This window comes from Rhizobium ruizarguesonis, from assembly GCF_017357285.1.
Lineage (GTDB): Bacteria > Pseudomonadota > Alphaproteobacteria > Rhizobiales > Rhizobiaceae > Rhizobium > Rhizobium ruizarguesonis.
The window spans coordinates 3,291,727-3,307,171 of record NZ_CP071678.1 but is presented as its reverse complement, the minus strand read 5'-3'; the positions used below and the strand labels follow the sequence as shown (position 1 = coordinate 3,307,171).

Here is a 15,445-nt window from a genome sequence, read left to right as displayed (position 1 = left end):
TCTCGATCACACTCGTGATCCCGGTCGCACCCGCGACCAGATCGTATCTGCTGATCGGGCAGAAGAAAGAGGAGACGGTGGCGGCCGTCGGGGCGTGATTCAGGCCTGCACGATGCCGAGCAGAACTGCCTTGGCGATGGCCTGGAAGCGGTTGTTGGCGCGGAATTTCAGGATGATTCCGGCCTCCAGGTCACGGGTTTCGTCATGTTTCAGGTCGAGCGCCCGGGCGATGCGCTGGGTGGAATAACCCTCCGCCATCAGTTCCAGGCAACGCCGCTCCTGCGGGGTCAGGCTTGCGCTGTCCTGATTGTCGTTCAGCGGCGGCTCCTCGATGCTGCCGTCGTAATCCAGGAGGTCGCCGACCTGCTGGAGCTGGCGGTGCAGCGTCGACATCTCGGCCGTCAGTTCGCGCTTGCGCACCTGCAGGGCCTCGCGGAAGATCGTCTCGGCCGCTTCCTGCGAATCAGCGTTGCGGAGTTCGTCCATCAGTTCCTGGATGACGGCGATTGGCATGCCTGTATCGCGGCAGACCGTGATCACGGCCATGCGCATCACGTCGTCCTGTCCGTAGACCCGCATCAGACCGATGCGGTTGGCTGAAATCAACCCTTTCTCTTCATAGAAATGCAGTGTCCTGTGTGTGACGCCGAATGCGTTTGCCATCTCGGCAATGGGCACCGGACCGTCCGGTAGATCCGGCGGTAGCGCGGCCGAAGGCAGGAACCGATATTTCGATCGGGCCTCCGAAGCGATACCGGCGGTGGCAAACAGGCGTTTGGAACCGTCTGGCATGAACCCTCCTGGGGCATGTTGTTGCACCTCATGCGGTTTTGCCAGTTGCTTCCCATGCGCGGCGAGTGGGGTTTCCTCTAGGCGTTCTTCTCAGTGGGAAAGAAGCAGTACGCGGCGTACTCTACGCGATACGATGTCCACGTTATGCGTGAACGATCTTTTTTATAAGTGCTAAAAATAATCTCTTTTAAATGGGATAGCAACTTTACCTGCATATTTTGCCGGGTTCTTGGGTGTGTTGCACAAAAACATGTGCTGCACTGCGGGATCTCGCGGTCCTCTTCAAAGATGACGGGATTTACTATCTGCGGTACGCGTGCGGCAAATGCTCAGCGTAATTTCGGTGCCCATCAGCGATTGGCATCGCATCCATTTGTGAATCTCGTTGGCCATCGCGGAGCACTTGGCTTAAAAGCAGGCCTCCCATTTCCGTGACCGATGGATCTCGCCATGCCCGCCAAGCTCTCCGTGAACCTCAACGCCGTCGCCATGCTGCGCAACCGGCGCGACCTGCCCTGGCCGAGCGTCGAAGCGCTCGGGCGTATCGCGCTGAAATCCGGTGCGAGCGGGCTGACGGTGCATCCGCGCCCCGACCAGCGGCACATCCGCTTTTCCGACCTGCCCGTGATCCGCAACCTGATCGACGACGAATTCCCCAAGGCCGAGTTCAATATCGAGGGCTATCCCACAGAGGAATTCTTCGAACTCTGCGCCGGCGCGGCACCCGAGCAGGTGACGCTGGTGCCTGACGATCCCGCCCAGGCGACCTCCGATCACGGCTGGGATTTCGGCAAGCACCAGGCGTTCCTGACCGATGCCGTCGCGCGGCTGAAGACGATGGGATGCCGGGTGTCGCTGTTTGCCGATGGTGACGGGGACGCACAGGCGGTTGAGATCGCCAAGGCGGTCGGCGCCGATCGGATCGAACTCTATACCGGCCCCTATGGCGGTTGCTTCGATGCGCCGGAGCGGGCAGGCCCGATCCTTGAAGCGCTTGGACGGACGGCGGATGCAGCCGTCGCAATCGGCCTTGCCGTCAATGCCGGCCATGATCTGACAGTGGAAAACCTGCCAGCGCTGGTGAAGCGCATTCCCGCTCTTGCCGAGGTTTCGATCGGCCATGGGCTGACCGCCGATGCGCTGGAATACGGCATGGCGGAAACGGTGCGGCGCTTCTGCCGGGCCTGCGGTCAGACGATCTGATCATTGAAGAAAGCCCGCCCCTGATGTGCAAGGCGAGCTTTCCAGGCGGCCTTATCCCGCCTCAGGCGGTCAGAGCCGCCTTGTGTTCGACGAAGAAATCCTTCAGCGGCTGCGGCTGTTTGCCGGTCAGCTTGGTGAAGTCTTCGGTGACGATGTCGAACTTGCCGGCGCGGGTGTTGGCGTCGGCCGAAACCAGCATGTCGGCGACGAAACCGGGAAGGCCGGCGCCGCGCATGCCCTGGCCGAGCTGCTCATCATTGACGTCGATCACCTCGAGCGGCTTGTCGGCGACATCGGAAACGATGGCGGCGATCTGCCGGTTGTTCAGCGATTGCGCGCCGGTCAGCGTATAAGTGACGCTCTCCGAGGTGCCGGAGGCAAGGGCTGCGGCGATCGCCAGCGCGCAGTCGTCACGCGAGATCGTCGAGATCTTGCCGTCACCCGTGGCGCTATACCATTTGCCGCCCTGCAGGTTGTGCGGCATGCCGTGCAGGTAATTGTCGTGATACCAGGCGTCGCGAATGATCGTATGGGCGATGCCGCTTGCCTTGATGGCGTTTTCGCTGCCGAGATGATCGGGCGCGAAGGTGACAAGCGAATTGTCCGGCGCCGGCATTGAGGTGTAGGCGATGTGCTTGACGCCAGCCTTGACGGCCGCTGCAACGGCGCCCTTGTGCTGGGCGAGGCGCTTGCCGGGAGTGTCCAGCGCATCGGTGCTGATGATCAGCAGGCGAGCGACGCCTGCGAAAGCCTGCCCCAGGCCTGCCGCGTCATCGAAATCGGCCTTGCGGGTGACGACGCCCTTCTTTTCGAGTTCGGAGAGCTTTTCCGGGCTGCGTGTCGCCGCGACGATGTTGCCGGGGGCAACCTTGTAGGTCTCGATGAGGTGATGGATGACACGCTGGCCGAGCTGCCCCGCAGCGCCGGTGACCAGGATGATTTCGCTCATACGTCGTTTCCTTCCGTGTTGTGCAGGTAGTCTCGAAAAGAGAGTAACACTAGAATAGGAATTGACTAGGCTGTGTAAAGGAGGCAGTTTTTCAGCTCTACGTTACCAAAAGGGAACCAGCAGATGAGTGGTGCGGTCGTCAGTCTGAAGAACAGGGTGCCGGGGGCGCGGCGCGAGATCGATCTCGCCGGCCTCGATTTCGGCAATTGCCCGGTCAGGGACATGATGCAGCAGATCGGCGGCAAATGGTCGACGTTGCTGCTCGAGGTGCTGGCGGATCGGCCTTATCGCTTCGGCGAGCTGCGGCGGATGATCCCCGATATTTCGCAGCGCATGCTGACGCAGACGCTGCGCGACCTGCAGAGGGATGGTTATATCGACCGCGAGGTATTCCCGACCAAGCCGCCGAGCGTCGAATATTCGATGACCGAACTTGGACGTTCGCTCTACCAACCGCTGTCGCAGCTTCTGAATTGGGCGGAAGCGAACCATGATGCCGTTCGCGCCGCCCGTTCGCATTTCGATTCCGTCAGCGGCTAGTGCCGTTGATAAAAGCGAATTCCGCCTTTCTGGAAACGGAAACAGCAATTATTTGGTTGGCCGCATGAACAGAGCGCGGAACAATTCCTCCGATCTTCGCAAACCTTCGTCGCTCAGAACGACAGACTTGGTCTTGCCTGCGGGATTTGCAATCAGACCCTTCTGATGCAAACGGTCCATCACGCCCCAGTCAAAACCCTTCCAGGCGCGGTCTCCGTCATGTAGCGTCAGCCATAATAATGCGAGTACAGCATCGTCGATTTTTTCTTCGTCTATCTCCATGCCAGAATCCCATGTAAAAAGGCGAAAATTCTGCAGCTCTCAAACGGATGCATACGCTGCTTCCTGGATGTGGGCATCCATAAGTTGGCTCTGTCAAGGTTTTAGACGTTCGATCCTGGATTGATGGCGCCTTACTCACCGCGTCCTTCCGTCAGGAACAGCAGAAAGGCCAGCGCCGGGAAGCAGAAGCCGATCCAGGCCGTCATCGTCCAGCCGCCGGTCGCATAGGCCCAGCCGCCGAGTGCTGAGCCCAGCGCACCGCCGGCAAAGAAGGTCGCCATGAACAGGCCGTTGAGCCGGCTGCGGTGTTCCGGGTTTAGCGCATAGATGGCGCGCTGGCCGCAGACGAGATTGGTGGTCACGCCGAAATCGAGGAGGATCGCCGCTGCCGTCAAAAGCAGCAGCGCGGTGAGCGAGCCGTCTACGGCGAAATGGCTGATCAGGAAGGCGGCCATGCCGAGCAGCATGGCAAGCGTCGAGGCGATCTTTGTCATGCCGCGATCGGCAAGCCGGCCGGCGATCGGCGAAGCGACGGCGCCGGCAGCACCTGCGAGGGCGAAGAGGGCAATGCCGTTCTGCGTCAGGCCGAAGGCCGGGCTTGCGAGCAGCAGCGGCGTCGTCGTCCAGAACAGGCTGAAGGCACCGAACATGCCGGCCTGATAGAGCGCCCGGCGCTGCAGCACGCGGGAGGTGAGCGCCAGATGGCCCATAGAAGCGAGCAACTCGCCATAGCGCAGCTTCGTCTTCGGCACGCGAACCGGCAGGTTGATGCGCAAGACGACGGCGAGCACGAGCATGAGCGCTGCGGTGACGTAATAGACCACGTGCCAGGAGGAGGCCTCGGCGACGAAGCTTGCGAAGGGGCGGGCGAGCATGATGCCGCAGAGCAGGCCGCTCATGACGTTGCCGACGACCTGGCCGCGCGTGGCATCCGGCGCCATGTTGGCAGCGAAAGGAACCAGGACCTGAACTGCGACAGATGAAAGACCAATAGAGAGCGAAGCGACGAGGAAGGCCGTGGGCGTCGACGACAGCGCCGCGCCGATGAGCGCAACGGCGGAGACGGCGATCAGCATCAACACCAGACGGCGGTTTTCGGTGAGATCGCCGAGCGGCACGATCAGCAGCAGGCCGAGGCCGTAGCCGATCTGCGTCAACGTGACGATCAGGCCGGTGGCGGCAGGCGTGAAGCCGAGATCGGCACTGATCGGACCGGCCAGCGGCTGGCCATAGTAGAGATTGGCGGCCACCAGCCCGCAGGCGGCGGCGAAAAGGAAGGTTAGCCAGGGGGATAGCGCCCTGGGAATGGCCTTATCCGGCGTGGTGGCTGAAATGCTCATCAGAAACTCCGGTATTCAAAGATTGAAAGGATTGAATGCAAAAATGCTGGCTGCGGCCACCCGATCCTTGACCGAATGCCGGTATTTCTCTCGTCCACGGTGTGGACTGTTCAGGTCACGAGCTTCATCGCGGCCTCGGCCGCGGACTGCATCTCTTCCCTGCTGCGCCCTGTTTTGCCGATGACGCGCAGGCCTTTGGTAAAGCAGAGGAAGGCGAGGGCGGCGGCATCCGGGTCTGCCGTCTTCGGAATGCTGCCGTCTTCCTGGCCGATGCGGATGAGATCGGCCATCAGCTTTTCGTCCGCGGTAAAGGCAGTCACGACGTGGGCAGCGGCTTCCTCGTCAAGCAGGGCGAAGTCGTTGGCGCCGCCGACGACGAGACAGCCTTTGCGGCCGGCCTCGCCATAGGAGAGCTCGGTATAATACATCACCATCTGGAAGACCTTCTCGCGACCGGTCTTCGCAGACGCGATCATCGCTTCCAGACGCCGTCGGCCGAGTTTTCGATAATGGGCGAAAGCAGCAAGAAAGATGCCGCGCTTATCCTTGAATGCCTTGTAGATGCTCCCCGAAGCAAGGCCCATTGCTTCGGTCAACTCGCTGATGGAGGTGGCGTGATAGCCGCGTTCGGAAAAGACGCGGAGCGCCGCATCCAGTGCTGCGTCCATATCGAACTCGCGCGGACGGCCACGGCTGCGGGTCTTTGCTTCTGGTGTGAGATTGGCAACGGTCATTGCGCCTAATTAGGGAATGAACGTTTCCAAATCAAGTGAAATTTCTGCGACGCAGCAAATTCAGAGATCGAGCACCCAGTTCTGGCCGTTCGCTTCGGGGCCGAACATGCGATGTCTCTCCTCGGAGACAAGTCGGAGACCCGCCTTGACGTAGATGGCGCGGGCGGTCTCCAGCATATCGTTGGTCCAGAGCGAAAGCTCGCGGTAGCCCTTCTGTTTTGAGAAGCGGATGCATTCATCGACCAGCAGCTTGCCGAGACCGAGGCCGCGGGCTGATTTGTCGACATAGAGCAGGCGGAGCTTGGCGACGCCGTCGCCGCCATTGGTGACGAGGACCGAACCGACATTGACCCCGCCGCGCTCGGCGATCCAGCAATATTCTTTGACCGGATCGAAATTGGCGAGGAATTTGCCGGCGACCTCGGCGACCAGCGCCTCGAAGCGCAGATCCCAGCCATATTCCTCGGCATAGAAGCGGCCCTGGCTCTGGACAATCCAGCCTATATCGCCGGCCCGGTGAGCGCGGATGATTGCCGGCGCAGGTTTTGCCGCCGGGTCGAGCAGGGCGCGGATCGTGCACATGGCGGAGACGGCCGCCTCCGGCTCGCCGCTCGCCAGGCGGTCGAAACGGGCGGCGATCTGCGCATTGGAGCGCCGGCCGAGTTCCTCGAACGTCCCGCGTCCCTGGTCAGTGACAATGATGACCTGGCTGCGAAGATCGGCCGGATCGGGGCTGGTCTCGATCAACCCCTCGGCGCGGAAACGCTTGAGGATGCGGCTGAGATAGGCCGGGTCGAGCTGCAGGTCGCGGACAAGGGCGGCGGCGGTGACGCCATCATGCGAGCCGACCTCGAAGAGGATGCGGGCATCCGTCAGCGTGAAGGGGGTGTCGAGATAGGCCTTGTTCAAGAGGCCGAGGAAGTTCGTATAGAACCGGTTGAAATCGCGAGCGGTTTCGAGGAGGGCGATATCGGGCATGGCAAGAATCTCCAGATGGAGATTCTTGCGAGACGAAGTCGGCCAACTCCTCCTTCGTCATGCTCGGGCTGTCCCGAGCATCTGCGTCCCGTCGATGCGTGGCAGATCCTCGGCACAAGGCCGAGGATGACGCCGAGGAGAGAACGAGGTGTCAGCAAACTGGCAAAAATCTCCGAACAGAGACTTTGTCGTGCATTTGGTTGACTGGGTCAACTAAATTGTCCGTAGGCCTTCAGGCCGCTTCCTCTTCTGCCTCTTCGTCTGCACCGAGCGCGAAATCGACCGCCGCCCGCGCATGGATCGCGGTGGTGTCGAAGCCCGGCAACGGCAGGTGGTCGGGATCGAGGATCAGACAGATTTCGGTGCAGCCGAGGATGATGCTGTCGGCGCCGTTATTGATGGCGCGTGATATCACCGCCATCAGCTTGTCGCGCGAACTGTCGAGCACCTTGCCGGCGCAGAGCTCGTTGAAGATGATGTCGTGCACGGTGGTGCGGTCGCCGGCATCGGGCACCATGATGTCGAGGCCTAGGCCCTTCATGCGGTCGCCGTAGAAGCCGTGCTCCATCGTGTAGCGGGTGGCAAGCAGCAGCGGGCGCTTGCGGCCGCTCGCATGCAGCGATTTTGCCGTCTCGTCGATGATGTGGATCAGCGGCACGGAGATCTTGTCTGCGACCTTGTCGGCGATCAGGTGCATGGTGTTGGTGCAGATGAGGATGCAGCGGGCGCCGGCGATCTGCAGGCGCAGCGCCACGTCGCCGAGGCGCGAGGCGGCCATATCCCAGTCGCCGGCCTTCTGGAGCGCGACGATCTCTTCGAAATTGACCGAATGCAGGATGAGTTCAGCCGAGGCGAGGCCACCCTTGCGGTCGCGCACCATCTCGTTGACGAGGCGATAATAGACCGCCGAACTTTCGAAACTCATGCCGCCGATCAGTCCGATCATTTCCATTTCTTCAAGCTCCCATGCTTCTCAACTGTCGGGAATGATGCCGCGATTCCGGCGCGACGTGTTTGCGTTGTTTGTCATCTCTGTGAAATACGTGATATTATTTTGCGTGGTTTTACGAGTTTATGCAAAAATTCGGCGAGAGGTTCAGTTTAGACACATGCTTGACGATCGCGATAGGCGCATTCTCGACATGCTGCAGAAGGATGCAGGCATATCCGTGACCGATCTTGCCGAGCGTGTGGCGCTTTCGGTGTCGGCCTGTTCCCGGCGCATCCAGCGGCTGGAGGAGAGCGGCCATATCGCCCGGCGGATCATCGTGCTCGACCGGGAAAAAATGGGCGTACCGACGACGGTCTTCGCACTCATCAAGACGGCGCACCATTCCGACGACTGGACGGAGACCTTCCGCAGGATCATCAGCGACATTCCGGAGATCGTCGAGGCGCACCGGCTGACCGGCAATCACGATTACATCCTGAAGATCGTCCTGCCGCGCGTCGAGCACTACGATGTGATCTACAAGCAGATCGTTCGCCGGCTCGAACTCTTTGATGTCTCCGCGTCGATTTCGATGGAAGAATTGAAACATGGAATGGCGATACCCGTGGGCTATGCCGATTGAGTCGGTTCCACCGACCGGGATGCAGGGGAGGTATGCCGAAACGGCGGTTGCAACCATCGCGGCGAAGGCCACATTGGCTTTGAGCGAAATGGCGCAAAGGGGTAGGTCATGAGCGATCATCATGTCGTCGTTGTCGGCGGCGGTTTCGGTGGACTGCAGCTCGTCAACGGCTTGAAAGGCGCGGGTGTCAGGATCACGCTGGTCGACCGGCGCAATCACCATCTCTTCCAGCCGCTGCTCTATCAGGTGGCGACCACCATTCTGTCCACCTCCGAGATCGCCTGGCCGATCCGCCGTCTCTATGCCGACCGGCCTGACGTGACCGTGCTGCTCGGCGAGGTCACGGGCGTCGACAGCGGCGCCAAGACGGTTTCCCTACGCAACGGCATGACTCTCAGTTATGACACGCTGGTGCTGGCGACCGGGGCGACGCATGCCTATTTCGGCCATGACGAATGGGAGCCGGTGGCGCCGGGCCTGAAGACGCTGGAGGACGCGACGACGATTCGCCGGCGCGTGCTGCTCGCCTTCGAGCGAGCGGAGATGGAGAGCGATCCCGCCGTGCGCGACGCGCTGCTGACCTTCACCATCGTCGGGGCCGGGCCGACCGGCGTCGAGTTGGCCGGCATCATTGCCGAGCTCGCGCATTTCACGCTGCCCAAGGAGTTCCGCAACATCGACACGCGCAAGACCCGCGTCGTGCTGGTCGAGGCCGGCCCGCGGGTGCTGCCGACCTTCGCCGAAGAGCTTTCGGCCTATGCGCAGAAGGCGCTGGAGAAGCTCGGGGTCGAGATCCATCTCGGCAAGCCGGTGACCGAGTGCACCGCCGACGGCGTGAAGATCGGCGAGACCTTCGTTGCCAGCCGGACGATCGTCTGGGCAGCCGGCGTCACCGCCTCGCCGGCGGCGCAGTGGCTGGGTGTTACGGCCGACCGGGCAGGGCGCGTCGTGGTCGAGAAAGATCTCAGCGCGCCGGGGCTGCCCGAGGTCTTCGTCGTCGGCGATACCGCATCGGTCATGCGCGAGGACGGCAAGCCGGTGCCGGGCATTGCGCCCGCCGCCAAGCAGCAGGGCGGATACGTCGCCAAGGTGATCCGCGCCCGCATATCCGGCAAGCCGGCGCCGGCGCCCTTCCGCTACTGGCATCAGGGCAGCTTGGCGACGATCGGCAAGAGTGCTGCGATCATCGATTTCGGCCGGATCAAGCTGAAGGGCTGGCTCGCCTGGTGGATCTGGGGACTTGCCCATATCTACTTCCTGATCGGCACCCGCTCGCGCTTCTCCGTCGCCTGGAGCTGGCTGTGGATCTATCTGAGCGGCCAGCACAGCGCCCGGCTAATCACCCAGCGAGAGACGATGCGGGAGGAGGGGTAACTCTTCTCCCGTCCTTCAGAGGCCAAGCCTCGAAGCAGCGATGTAGCCAAACTTGACATATCTTCGGATCCGCCCTTAGGGTTTGCCCCGCGTCTTCCGAAAACCACCAGGGTTACGCATCCAGCCGTAGCTACAGCGAGTAGAGGTTCCAATGCGCCGATTCACTTCTCACGAAAATCACATTCGAAATTCTGAGAAGTTGGTGGTTCATGCGCACTTTGAATCTGGGCATCCTCGCCCATGTGGATGCAGGCAAGACTAGCCTTACCGAAAGACTGCTTTTTGACGCCGGCGTCATCGACAAGCTCGGCAGCGTCGATACCGGCAATACACAGACGGACACTCTCGAACTCGAACGGCAACGTGGCATCACGATCAGAGCCGCGGTGGTGTCGTTCACGATCGGCGACAGGATCGTCAATCTCATCGACACGCCCGGTCACCCGGATTTCATTGCCGAGGTCGAGCGGGTGCTCGGATTGCTGGATGCCGCTGTCGTCGTCGTTTCGGCGGTCGAAGGCGTACAGGCCCAGTCGCGGGTGCTGGTGCGGGCGCTGCGGCGGCTTGGCGTTCCCTTCATCTTCTTCGTCAACAAGGTCGATCGTCTCGGCGCGCGATATCAAGAGGTTGTCGAGGCCCTTGCCGCGCAGCTGGCGGTCCGCCCCATCGCCATGTCTTCGGTCATCGATGCGGGAGCCAAGCTTGTCCGGGTGGAGACGCTTGCTCTGGGAGACGAGCCACTCTTTTCGGCGCTCTGCGAGACCCTCGGGGAAAACGATGAGGCGCTGCTCGATGACTATGTACTCGCTCCCGATTGGCTGACGGAGGAAAGGCTCGGGCGCTGCCTAGCCGATCAGGTGGCGAGCGGCCTCGTGCATCCCGTCTTCGCAGGAGCCGCGATGACCGGCGTCGGCATCCCCGCCCTGGCATCGGCCATTGCGAAGATCCTGCCCGAGCGGCGCCCCAATCCGGATGGTCCGGTCGCGGGCAAGATCTTCAAGATCGAACGCGGCTGGGGCGGGGAAAAGCTCTCCTACATCTACCTGGCCTCAGGCACGGTGCGGCTCCGGCAATATCTGGACCTGCCCAGAGGCCCGGAACGGGTGACCGCCATCCATGTGTTCGAGGCCGGCCGGGTTCATGGCGCCGAGAGCCTCCGCGCCGGGCAGATTGCGCGCATCAGCGGCCTTGCCGGTGCCCGCATCGGGGATGCGGTGGGCGGAGATCCCGCGGGCGGGTGGGCTCATTTCGCGCCACCTACGCTCGAAACCCGGGTTCTTGCCCGGCGGCCTTCCGGCAAGGCGGCGCTCTGGCTGGCGCTGAACCAGATGGCCGAACAGGATCCCTTGATCAATCTGCGCCGGAACGAGGAGGCGGACGAAGTCTTCGTGTCGCTCTACGGCGAGGTGCAGAAGGAGGTTATCCAATCGACCCTGCTGATGGATTTCAACCTTGAGGCAAGGTTCGAGAAAAGCACTGTCATCCTGGTCGAGAGGCCCGTCGGGACCGGGGCCGGCCTGCAGATCCTTTTCAAGGAACCCAATCCCTTCCTGGCAACCGTCGGCCTGCGCGTCGAGCCGCGCCCTCCCGGGGCGGGCAACAGCTTTGCGCTCGAAGTGGATGTCGGCCAGATGCCCGCCAGCTTTTACAGGGCAGTCGAAGAAACCGTGTTCGAAACGTTGAAGCAGGGCGTTTTCGGCTGGCAGGTCATCGATTGCCACGTGGCGATGACGGCAGCCCGGCACAGCTCGCCTGCAAGCACTACCGCCGATTTCCGGCAGCTCACGCCTTGGGTGCTGGCAGATGCACTGTCGGCCGCGCAAACCGTCCTCTGCGAGCCGATCGACCGCTTTCATCTCGAAACGCCCATGGAGAGCTTGAGCGGTGTGCTCACTTTGCTTGCGAAATCGGCAGCGGCGACGATGGATTCGGTGATCGCCGATGGCGTCGCCCGGCTCGAGGGCACCATGGCGTCTCAGGTGATCCAAAGCGTTCAGCAGCAATTGCCGGGCCTGACGAGCGGGGCCGGAACCATGGAAACCTCTTTCGATCACTACGCCCCGGTTGCCGGCCAGCCGCGCTTGCGTGGGCGCTCCGGCCCCGATCCGTTTAACGGTGCCGAATATCTGCTGCGTCTGCGGGGTGTCCCCATTTGAGTACAGCCCTGATCTGGAGGTGGTCCGGCGGTGTATAGTGAACGTTGATGCAGAGTTATTTCCTCGCCAAAGGTCTCTGCATCGAATAATGGTAGCTCGCTGTCTTGGAATAGAGCGTGAGATGTTTGCATGACAATTGACGTAGACGCTGATGGAAAGCATCGTTTCTGGATGCTCGATTTGTTGCGTGGGGCGTCTGCAATACTCGTACTCGTCTATCATTCCAGTAATATATTTCCCGTCGCTTATGCTGCTGTCGATCTTTTCTTCATGTTAAGCGGCTTCGTTTTGGCGGAAAGATACGGCGAGAGCCTGTTACAGGAGGACGGCCGCCGAAATTTCATTAGTCACCGTATTGCGCGATTGTATCCTGTCTACCTGGTTTGCACATTGCTAGGCGCTGTTTCGGTTTTCCCGTTGATTGGTCATCTTGAGAACTGGAGCGTCAGCGCTTTTGCCGTTTCCTCGATTACCAGCCTGCTCGTCCTTCCCGCGCCGTCGGACACCGTTCTCGGCATTCTGCCCTTGAACGGCCCGGCATGGTCGTTGTTCTTTGAAGTCGTGGCCAACGCAGTCTTTCTATTCACCGCGGCTCGTCTTCGGCTGGCCGTTTCTATCGTTGTGCTATCGGCGCCAGCGTTCGTCGTTGCGTTGTGGTACTTTCGGTACCCGCCGGGCTCCGTTTGGGGCGATATTGTCGGGGGCTTTCCCCGGGTGCTGGCATCTTTCTATGGCGGAGTGCTTATCAGTTGTCTTTGGCGACGAGGCTTGCGCATCAGGCTTGCTGCCTGGCCCGGCTGGATTTTGGTGGCCGCTCTCACGGCGCTTTATTCGGAATTCGTTCTCACCGAGAGAAAATACTATCTGCTCCTGACATTTGCCGCTCACCCAATGATTATCTGGTTTGGCTTGGGTCTGGCAAGAAATGCACAGTTGGAACGCATCGCCACTTGGATGGGTGAGATATCCTATCCTCTCTACCTCGTGCACGTCCCGCTGCTTATTCTTCTCGCAACGTACGGAGTGGGCGATTGCTTTGCTTTGCGTAATTATCTAGGGCTCGGAAACACCTCTTGGGGCGGTGAATGCCACCGAGATGCAATTCCCTTGGTGGTATTCGTTCTGCCCCTGTCATTGTTGATGGCGCACCTTATTGCCATCTCGATACAGTCCCCTGGCCGAAAGTTGTGGCTTCGTTGGAGGCCTATCTAGTCGCCCAAGATTGACAACAGGGGACTACGCGCACTTCGACACGGCCGATGTCACGGGCACCTTGCGCCGGAGCAGGTGGGCGGCCCCCGAAAGAGCCGCCTGTCGTTTTCTTAAGCCGCCAGCGAGGCGATGTCGATGACGAAGCGGTAGCGGACGTCGCTTTTCAGGACGCGTTCATAGGCTTCGTTGACCTGCTGGATGTTGATCTTCTCGATCTCGGAGACGATGTTGTGCTCGCCGCAGAAGTCGAGCATTTCCTGGGTTTCCTTGATCGAGCCGATCATCGAGCCGGATATGCTCTTGCGGCCGGGGATGATCGAGAAGGCATGCACGGGGATCGGGTTTTCCGGCGCGCCGACCACCACGAAGGAACCATCCACCTTCAGGAGGCCGAGATAGGCATTCCAGTCGATCTCGGCGCTGACGGTGCAGATGATCAGGTCGAAAGTGCCGGCAAGCTTCGTGAAGGTTTCCGGGTCGTTGGTGGCGTAATATTCCTTGGCGCCGAGCTTCAGCCCGTCTTCCTTCTTGGAAAGGCTCTGGGAGAGAACGGTGATATCGGCGCCCATGGCGGCGCCGAGCTTGACGCCCATGTGGCCGAGGCCGCCCATGCCGACGATCGCAACCTTCTTGCCGGGGCCGGCATTCCAGTGGCGCAGCGGCGAGTAGAGCGTGATGCCGGCGCAGAGCAGCGGCGCGGAGGCATCGAGCGGCAGATTGTCCGGAATGGACATGACATAGCCTTCCCTGACGACGATCGAGTCGGAATAGCCGCCCTGGGTCCGTGTCTTGCGGTCGGCTTCGAAGTCATTGTAGGTGCCGGCGAGCCCCGGCATATACTGTTCCCGATCGAGGTCGCGCTCGGCGCAGCCGATGCAGGAATCGACGAAGCAGCCGACGCCGACGCGATCGCCGACCTTGAATTTGGTCACATCGGAACCGACAGCCGAGACGATGCCGGCGATCTCATGGCCGGGCACGATCGGATAAACGGCGTTCTTCCATTCGTTGCGGACAGTGTGGATGTCCGAATGGCAGATGCCGGCAAACTTGATGTCGATAACGACGTCGTCGGGGTTCGGGTTACGGCGTTCGAAGGTGAAAGGGGTCAGCGGCTTGGAAGCGTCGGTCGCGGCGTAGCCTCTTGCAATAGGCATGGGAACCATCCTTTTCGATTGTGGTGGGGGTTGAAAGAGATGGTGGACTATTGCCCGGAACTGCGTCAGAGGGTTAGAGCGATCCTCTCAGCTTTTTGCACGATCCTGCAAAAGTGAGGCGCCGGCCTGTTTGCGAAATGGCCAAGGCACTCTAGATAGAGCGGTATCGCTGGCGTCAGACAGTTGACAGAAAGAGTTGCCGCATGACTTTGCCTTTCAGCCCCTATCAGGAAATTGTCGATATCGCGATGCGCTTCGCGGCTGGTGACGGTGAGTTCGCGACTGATATCGGCAATCTTCACATCAGCCGTCGGTCCAAGCCCAGCGATCCGCTGCATAGCAGCTACCGGCCCTGTTTTGCCTTTGTACTGCAGGGCGCCAAGAGCTTGCGCCTCGGCACTGAACTTATCAGCTACGGGACTGGTGACTATCTGCTGACCTCGCTCGACCTGCCGGTCGCCTGGCGCGTCACGGAGGCGAGCCCTGAGGTTCCGCATCTCTGCCTGGGGCTGGCAATCGATTCCGAAAAGCTGCTGGAGTTGCTCAGTCGCATCGATATTCCGCGCCCGGCCGCGGATACCGACGGGCAGCGCGGGATGGCGGTGAACGTCGCTCCGCCGGAGCTCCTGGATGCTGCCGTCCGCCTGCTGCGCTTGCTCGATCGTCCAGGCGACATTCCTGCCATGGCGCCGCTGATCGAGCAGGAAATCCTCTACCGGGTGCTGACCGGGCCGGATGGCGCGCGGCTGATTAATATTGCCACTGCAGACAGCCACAGCAACAGGGTCGCGCGCGCCGTCGCATGGCTGAAGGAGAATTTCGCGCGGCCACTGCGCATCGAAGACCTTGCCGACCGCGTCAGCATGAGCGTGTCGTCCTTCCATCATCACTTTAAATCGGTCACGGCGATGACGCCGGTGCAGTATCAGAAGCAGCTTCGCCTGCACGAGGCACGCCGTCTGATGCTCGTGGAGCGCCTCGATGCGGGCACGGCCGGCCACCGCGTCGGTTATCTAAGCCCGTCGCAGTTCAGCCGTGAATACAGCCGCCTCTACGGCGCCTCGCCGGCCCGTGATGTCGACGGCGCCCGCGACGTCATGGCGGCGGAATAGAGCAGCGCACGTCTGGAAGCCATGTATTGTCGAGTTTTGTCG

Annotated in this window: 15 protein-coding genes; 7 read left to right on the top strand and 8 right to left on the bottom strand. The window is 61.2% G+C overall.

Going from position 1 to position 15,445, the window contains the following annotated elements:
- Positions 1-99 precede the first annotated feature (99 nt).
- A complete protein-coding gene (locus J3P73_RS16460) occupies positions 100-792 on the bottom strand; it encodes a MerR family transcriptional regulator (protein ID WP_024320828.1) in 693 nt (230 codons plus the stop codon).
- Positions 793-1,242: 450 nt separating this feature from the next.
- Between J3P73_RS16460 and J3P73_RS16455 the strand changes: the two genes are divergently transcribed.
- Positions 1,243-1,995, top strand: coding sequence for a pyridoxine 5'-phosphate synthase (locus J3P73_RS16455; protein WP_207579662.1), 753 nt, complete (start codon positions 1,243-1,245; stop codon positions 1,993-1,995).
- Positions 1,996-2,056: 61 nt separating this feature from the next.
- Here J3P73_RS16455 and J3P73_RS16450 read toward each other — a convergent pair whose 3' ends face one another.
- Entirely contained in the window at positions 2,057-2,944 is an 888-nt protein-coding gene (locus tag J3P73_RS16450) for an SDR family oxidoreductase (protein ID WP_018074219.1), read from the bottom strand.
- A 123-nt stretch (positions 2,945-3,067) separates the two neighbouring features.
- On the opposite strand from J3P73_RS16450, the gene J3P73_RS16445 reads away from it, so the two are divergent.
- A complete protein-coding gene (locus tag J3P73_RS16445; protein WP_018074220.1) occupies positions 3,068-3,484 on the top strand; it encodes a winged helix-turn-helix transcriptional regulator in 417 nt (138 codons plus the stop codon).
- 48 nt (positions 3,485-3,532) lie between these two features.
- Here the strand turns inward: J3P73_RS16445 and J3P73_RS16440 are convergent, their stop codons facing one another.
- From J3P73_RS16440 to J3P73_RS16420, 5 genes are all read right to left on the bottom strand, one after another.
- Positions 3,533-3,766 carry a DUF6429 family protein gene (locus J3P73_RS16440; RefSeq protein WP_018074221.1) on the bottom strand — a complete coding sequence of 78 codons (234 nt, stop codon included), beginning with the start codon at positions 3,764-3,766 and terminating at the stop codon, positions 3,533-3,535.
- A 131-nt stretch (positions 3,767-3,897) separates the two neighbouring features.
- On the bottom strand, positions 3,898-5,106 hold the full coding sequence (locus tag J3P73_RS16435) for an MFS transporter (RefSeq protein WP_018074222.1): 1,209 nt from the start codon (positions 5,104-5,106) through the stop codon (positions 3,898-3,900).
- 110 nt (positions 5,107-5,216) lie between these two features.
- Positions 5,217-5,840: a TetR/AcrR family transcriptional regulator gene (locus J3P73_RS16430; protein WP_018074223.1), complete on the bottom strand. Its 624-nt coding sequence runs from the start codon at positions 5,838-5,840 to the stop codon at positions 5,217-5,219.
- 60 nt (positions 5,841-5,900) lie between these two features.
- Positions 5,901-6,818 carry a bifunctional helix-turn-helix transcriptional regulator/GNAT family N-acetyltransferase gene (locus J3P73_RS16425; RefSeq protein ID WP_024320829.1) on the bottom strand — a complete coding sequence of 306 codons (918 nt, stop codon included), beginning with the start codon at positions 6,816-6,818 and terminating at the stop codon, positions 5,901-5,903.
- A 232-nt stretch (positions 6,819-7,050) separates the two neighbouring features.
- Entirely contained in the window at positions 7,051-7,770 is a 720-nt protein-coding gene (locus tag J3P73_RS16420; RefSeq protein WP_024320830.1) for an aspartate/glutamate racemase family protein, read from the bottom strand.
- Between the two features lie 157 nt (positions 7,771-7,927).
- Between J3P73_RS16420 and J3P73_RS16415 the strand changes: the two genes are divergently transcribed.
- The 4 genes from J3P73_RS16415 to J3P73_RS16400 all read left to right on the top strand — a co-directional run bounded on the left by J3P73_RS16415 (position 7,928) and on the right by J3P73_RS16400 (position 13,134).
- Complete coding sequence (locus tag J3P73_RS16415) at positions 7,928-8,392, top strand: Lrp/AsnC family transcriptional regulator (RefSeq protein ID WP_018074226.1); 465 nt, start codon at positions 7,928-7,930, stop codon at positions 8,390-8,392.
- A gap of 108 nt (positions 8,393-8,500) precedes the next feature.
- The gene (locus J3P73_RS16410; protein WP_018074228.1) at positions 8,501-9,766 is read left to right on the top strand and encodes an NAD(P)/FAD-dependent oxidoreductase; all 1,266 of its coding nucleotides are present in this window, start codon (positions 8,501-8,503) and stop codon (positions 9,764-9,766) included.
- A 209-nt stretch (positions 9,767-9,975) separates the two neighbouring features.
- Entirely contained in the window at positions 9,976-11,922 is a 1,947-nt protein-coding gene (locus tag J3P73_RS16405; RefSeq protein ID WP_024320831.1) for an elongation factor G, read from the top strand.
- A 129-nt stretch (positions 11,923-12,051) separates the two neighbouring features.
- A complete protein-coding gene (locus J3P73_RS16400) occupies positions 12,052-13,134 on the top strand; it encodes an acyltransferase family protein (RefSeq protein ID WP_018074230.1) in 1,083 nt (360 codons plus the stop codon).
- A gap of 110 nt (positions 13,135-13,244) precedes the next feature.
- Here the strand turns inward: J3P73_RS16400 and J3P73_RS16395 are convergent, their stop codons facing one another.
- Positions 13,245-14,291 carry an NAD(P)-dependent alcohol dehydrogenase gene (locus J3P73_RS16395; RefSeq protein WP_011652713.1) on the bottom strand — a complete coding sequence of 349 codons (1,047 nt, stop codon included), beginning with the start codon at positions 14,289-14,291 and terminating at the stop codon, positions 13,245-13,247.
- 203 nt (positions 14,292-14,494) lie between these two features.
- Between J3P73_RS16395 and J3P73_RS16390 the strand changes: the two genes are divergently transcribed.
- Positions 14,495-15,403 (top strand): AraC family transcriptional regulator, encoded by a 909-nt coding sequence (locus J3P73_RS16390; RefSeq protein WP_018074232.1) that lies wholly within the window; start codon positions 14,495-14,497, stop codon positions 15,401-15,403.
- Positions 15,404-15,445 lie beyond the last annotated feature (42 nt).

What these genes read in the sequence shown, in the direction of transcription:
- J3P73_RS16460 (WP_024320828.1), bottom strand. Translation starts at nt 792, where the DNA reads ATGCCAGACGGTTCCAAACGCCTGTTTGCCACCGCCGGTATCGCTTCG.
- J3P73_RS16455 (WP_207579662.1), top strand. Translation starts at nt 1,243, where the DNA reads ATGCCCGCCAAGCTCTCCGTGAACCTCAACGCCGTCGCCATGCTGCGC.
- J3P73_RS16450 (WP_018074219.1), bottom strand. Translation starts at nt 2,944, where the DNA reads ATGAGCGAAATCATCCTGGTCACCGGCGCTGCGGGGCAGCTCGGCCAG.
- J3P73_RS16445 (WP_018074220.1), top strand. Translation starts at nt 3,068, where the DNA reads ATGAGTGGTGCGGTCGTCAGTCTGAAGAACAGGGTGCCGGGGGCGCGG.
- J3P73_RS16440 (WP_018074221.1), bottom strand. Translation starts at nt 3,766, where the DNA reads ATGGAGATAGACGAAGAAAAAATCGACGATGCTGTACTCGCATTATTA.
- J3P73_RS16435 (WP_018074222.1), bottom strand. Translation starts at nt 5,106, where the DNA reads ATGAGCATTTCAGCCACCACGCCGGATAAGGCCATTCCCAGGGCGCTA.
- J3P73_RS16430 (WP_018074223.1), bottom strand. Translation starts at nt 5,840, where the DNA reads ATGACCGTTGCCAATCTCACACCAGAAGCAAAGACCCGCAGCCGTGGC.
- J3P73_RS16425 (WP_024320829.1), bottom strand. Translation starts at nt 6,818, where the DNA reads ATGCCCGATATCGCCCTCCTCGAAACCGCTCGCGATTTCAACCGGTTC.
- J3P73_RS16420 (WP_024320830.1), bottom strand. Translation starts at nt 7,770, where the DNA reads ATGGAAATGATCGGACTGATCGGCGGCATGAGTTTCGAAAGTTCGGCG.
- J3P73_RS16415 (WP_018074226.1), top strand. Translation starts at nt 7,928, where the DNA reads ATGCTTGACGATCGCGATAGGCGCATTCTCGACATGCTGCAGAAGGAT.
- J3P73_RS16410 (WP_018074228.1), top strand. Translation starts at nt 8,501, where the DNA reads ATGAGCGATCATCATGTCGTCGTTGTCGGCGGCGGTTTCGGTGGACTG.
- J3P73_RS16405 (WP_024320831.1), top strand. Translation starts at nt 9,976, where the DNA reads ATGCGCACTTTGAATCTGGGCATCCTCGCCCATGTGGATGCAGGCAAG.
- J3P73_RS16400 (WP_018074230.1), top strand. Translation starts at nt 12,052, where the DNA reads ATGACAATTGACGTAGACGCTGATGGAAAGCATCGTTTCTGGATGCTC.
- J3P73_RS16395 (WP_011652713.1), bottom strand. Translation starts at nt 14,291, where the DNA reads ATGCCTATTGCAAGAGGCTACGCCGCGACCGACGCTTCCAAGCCGCTG.
- J3P73_RS16390 (WP_018074232.1), top strand. Translation starts at nt 14,495, where the DNA reads ATGACTTTGCCTTTCAGCCCCTATCAGGAAATTGTCGATATCGCGATG.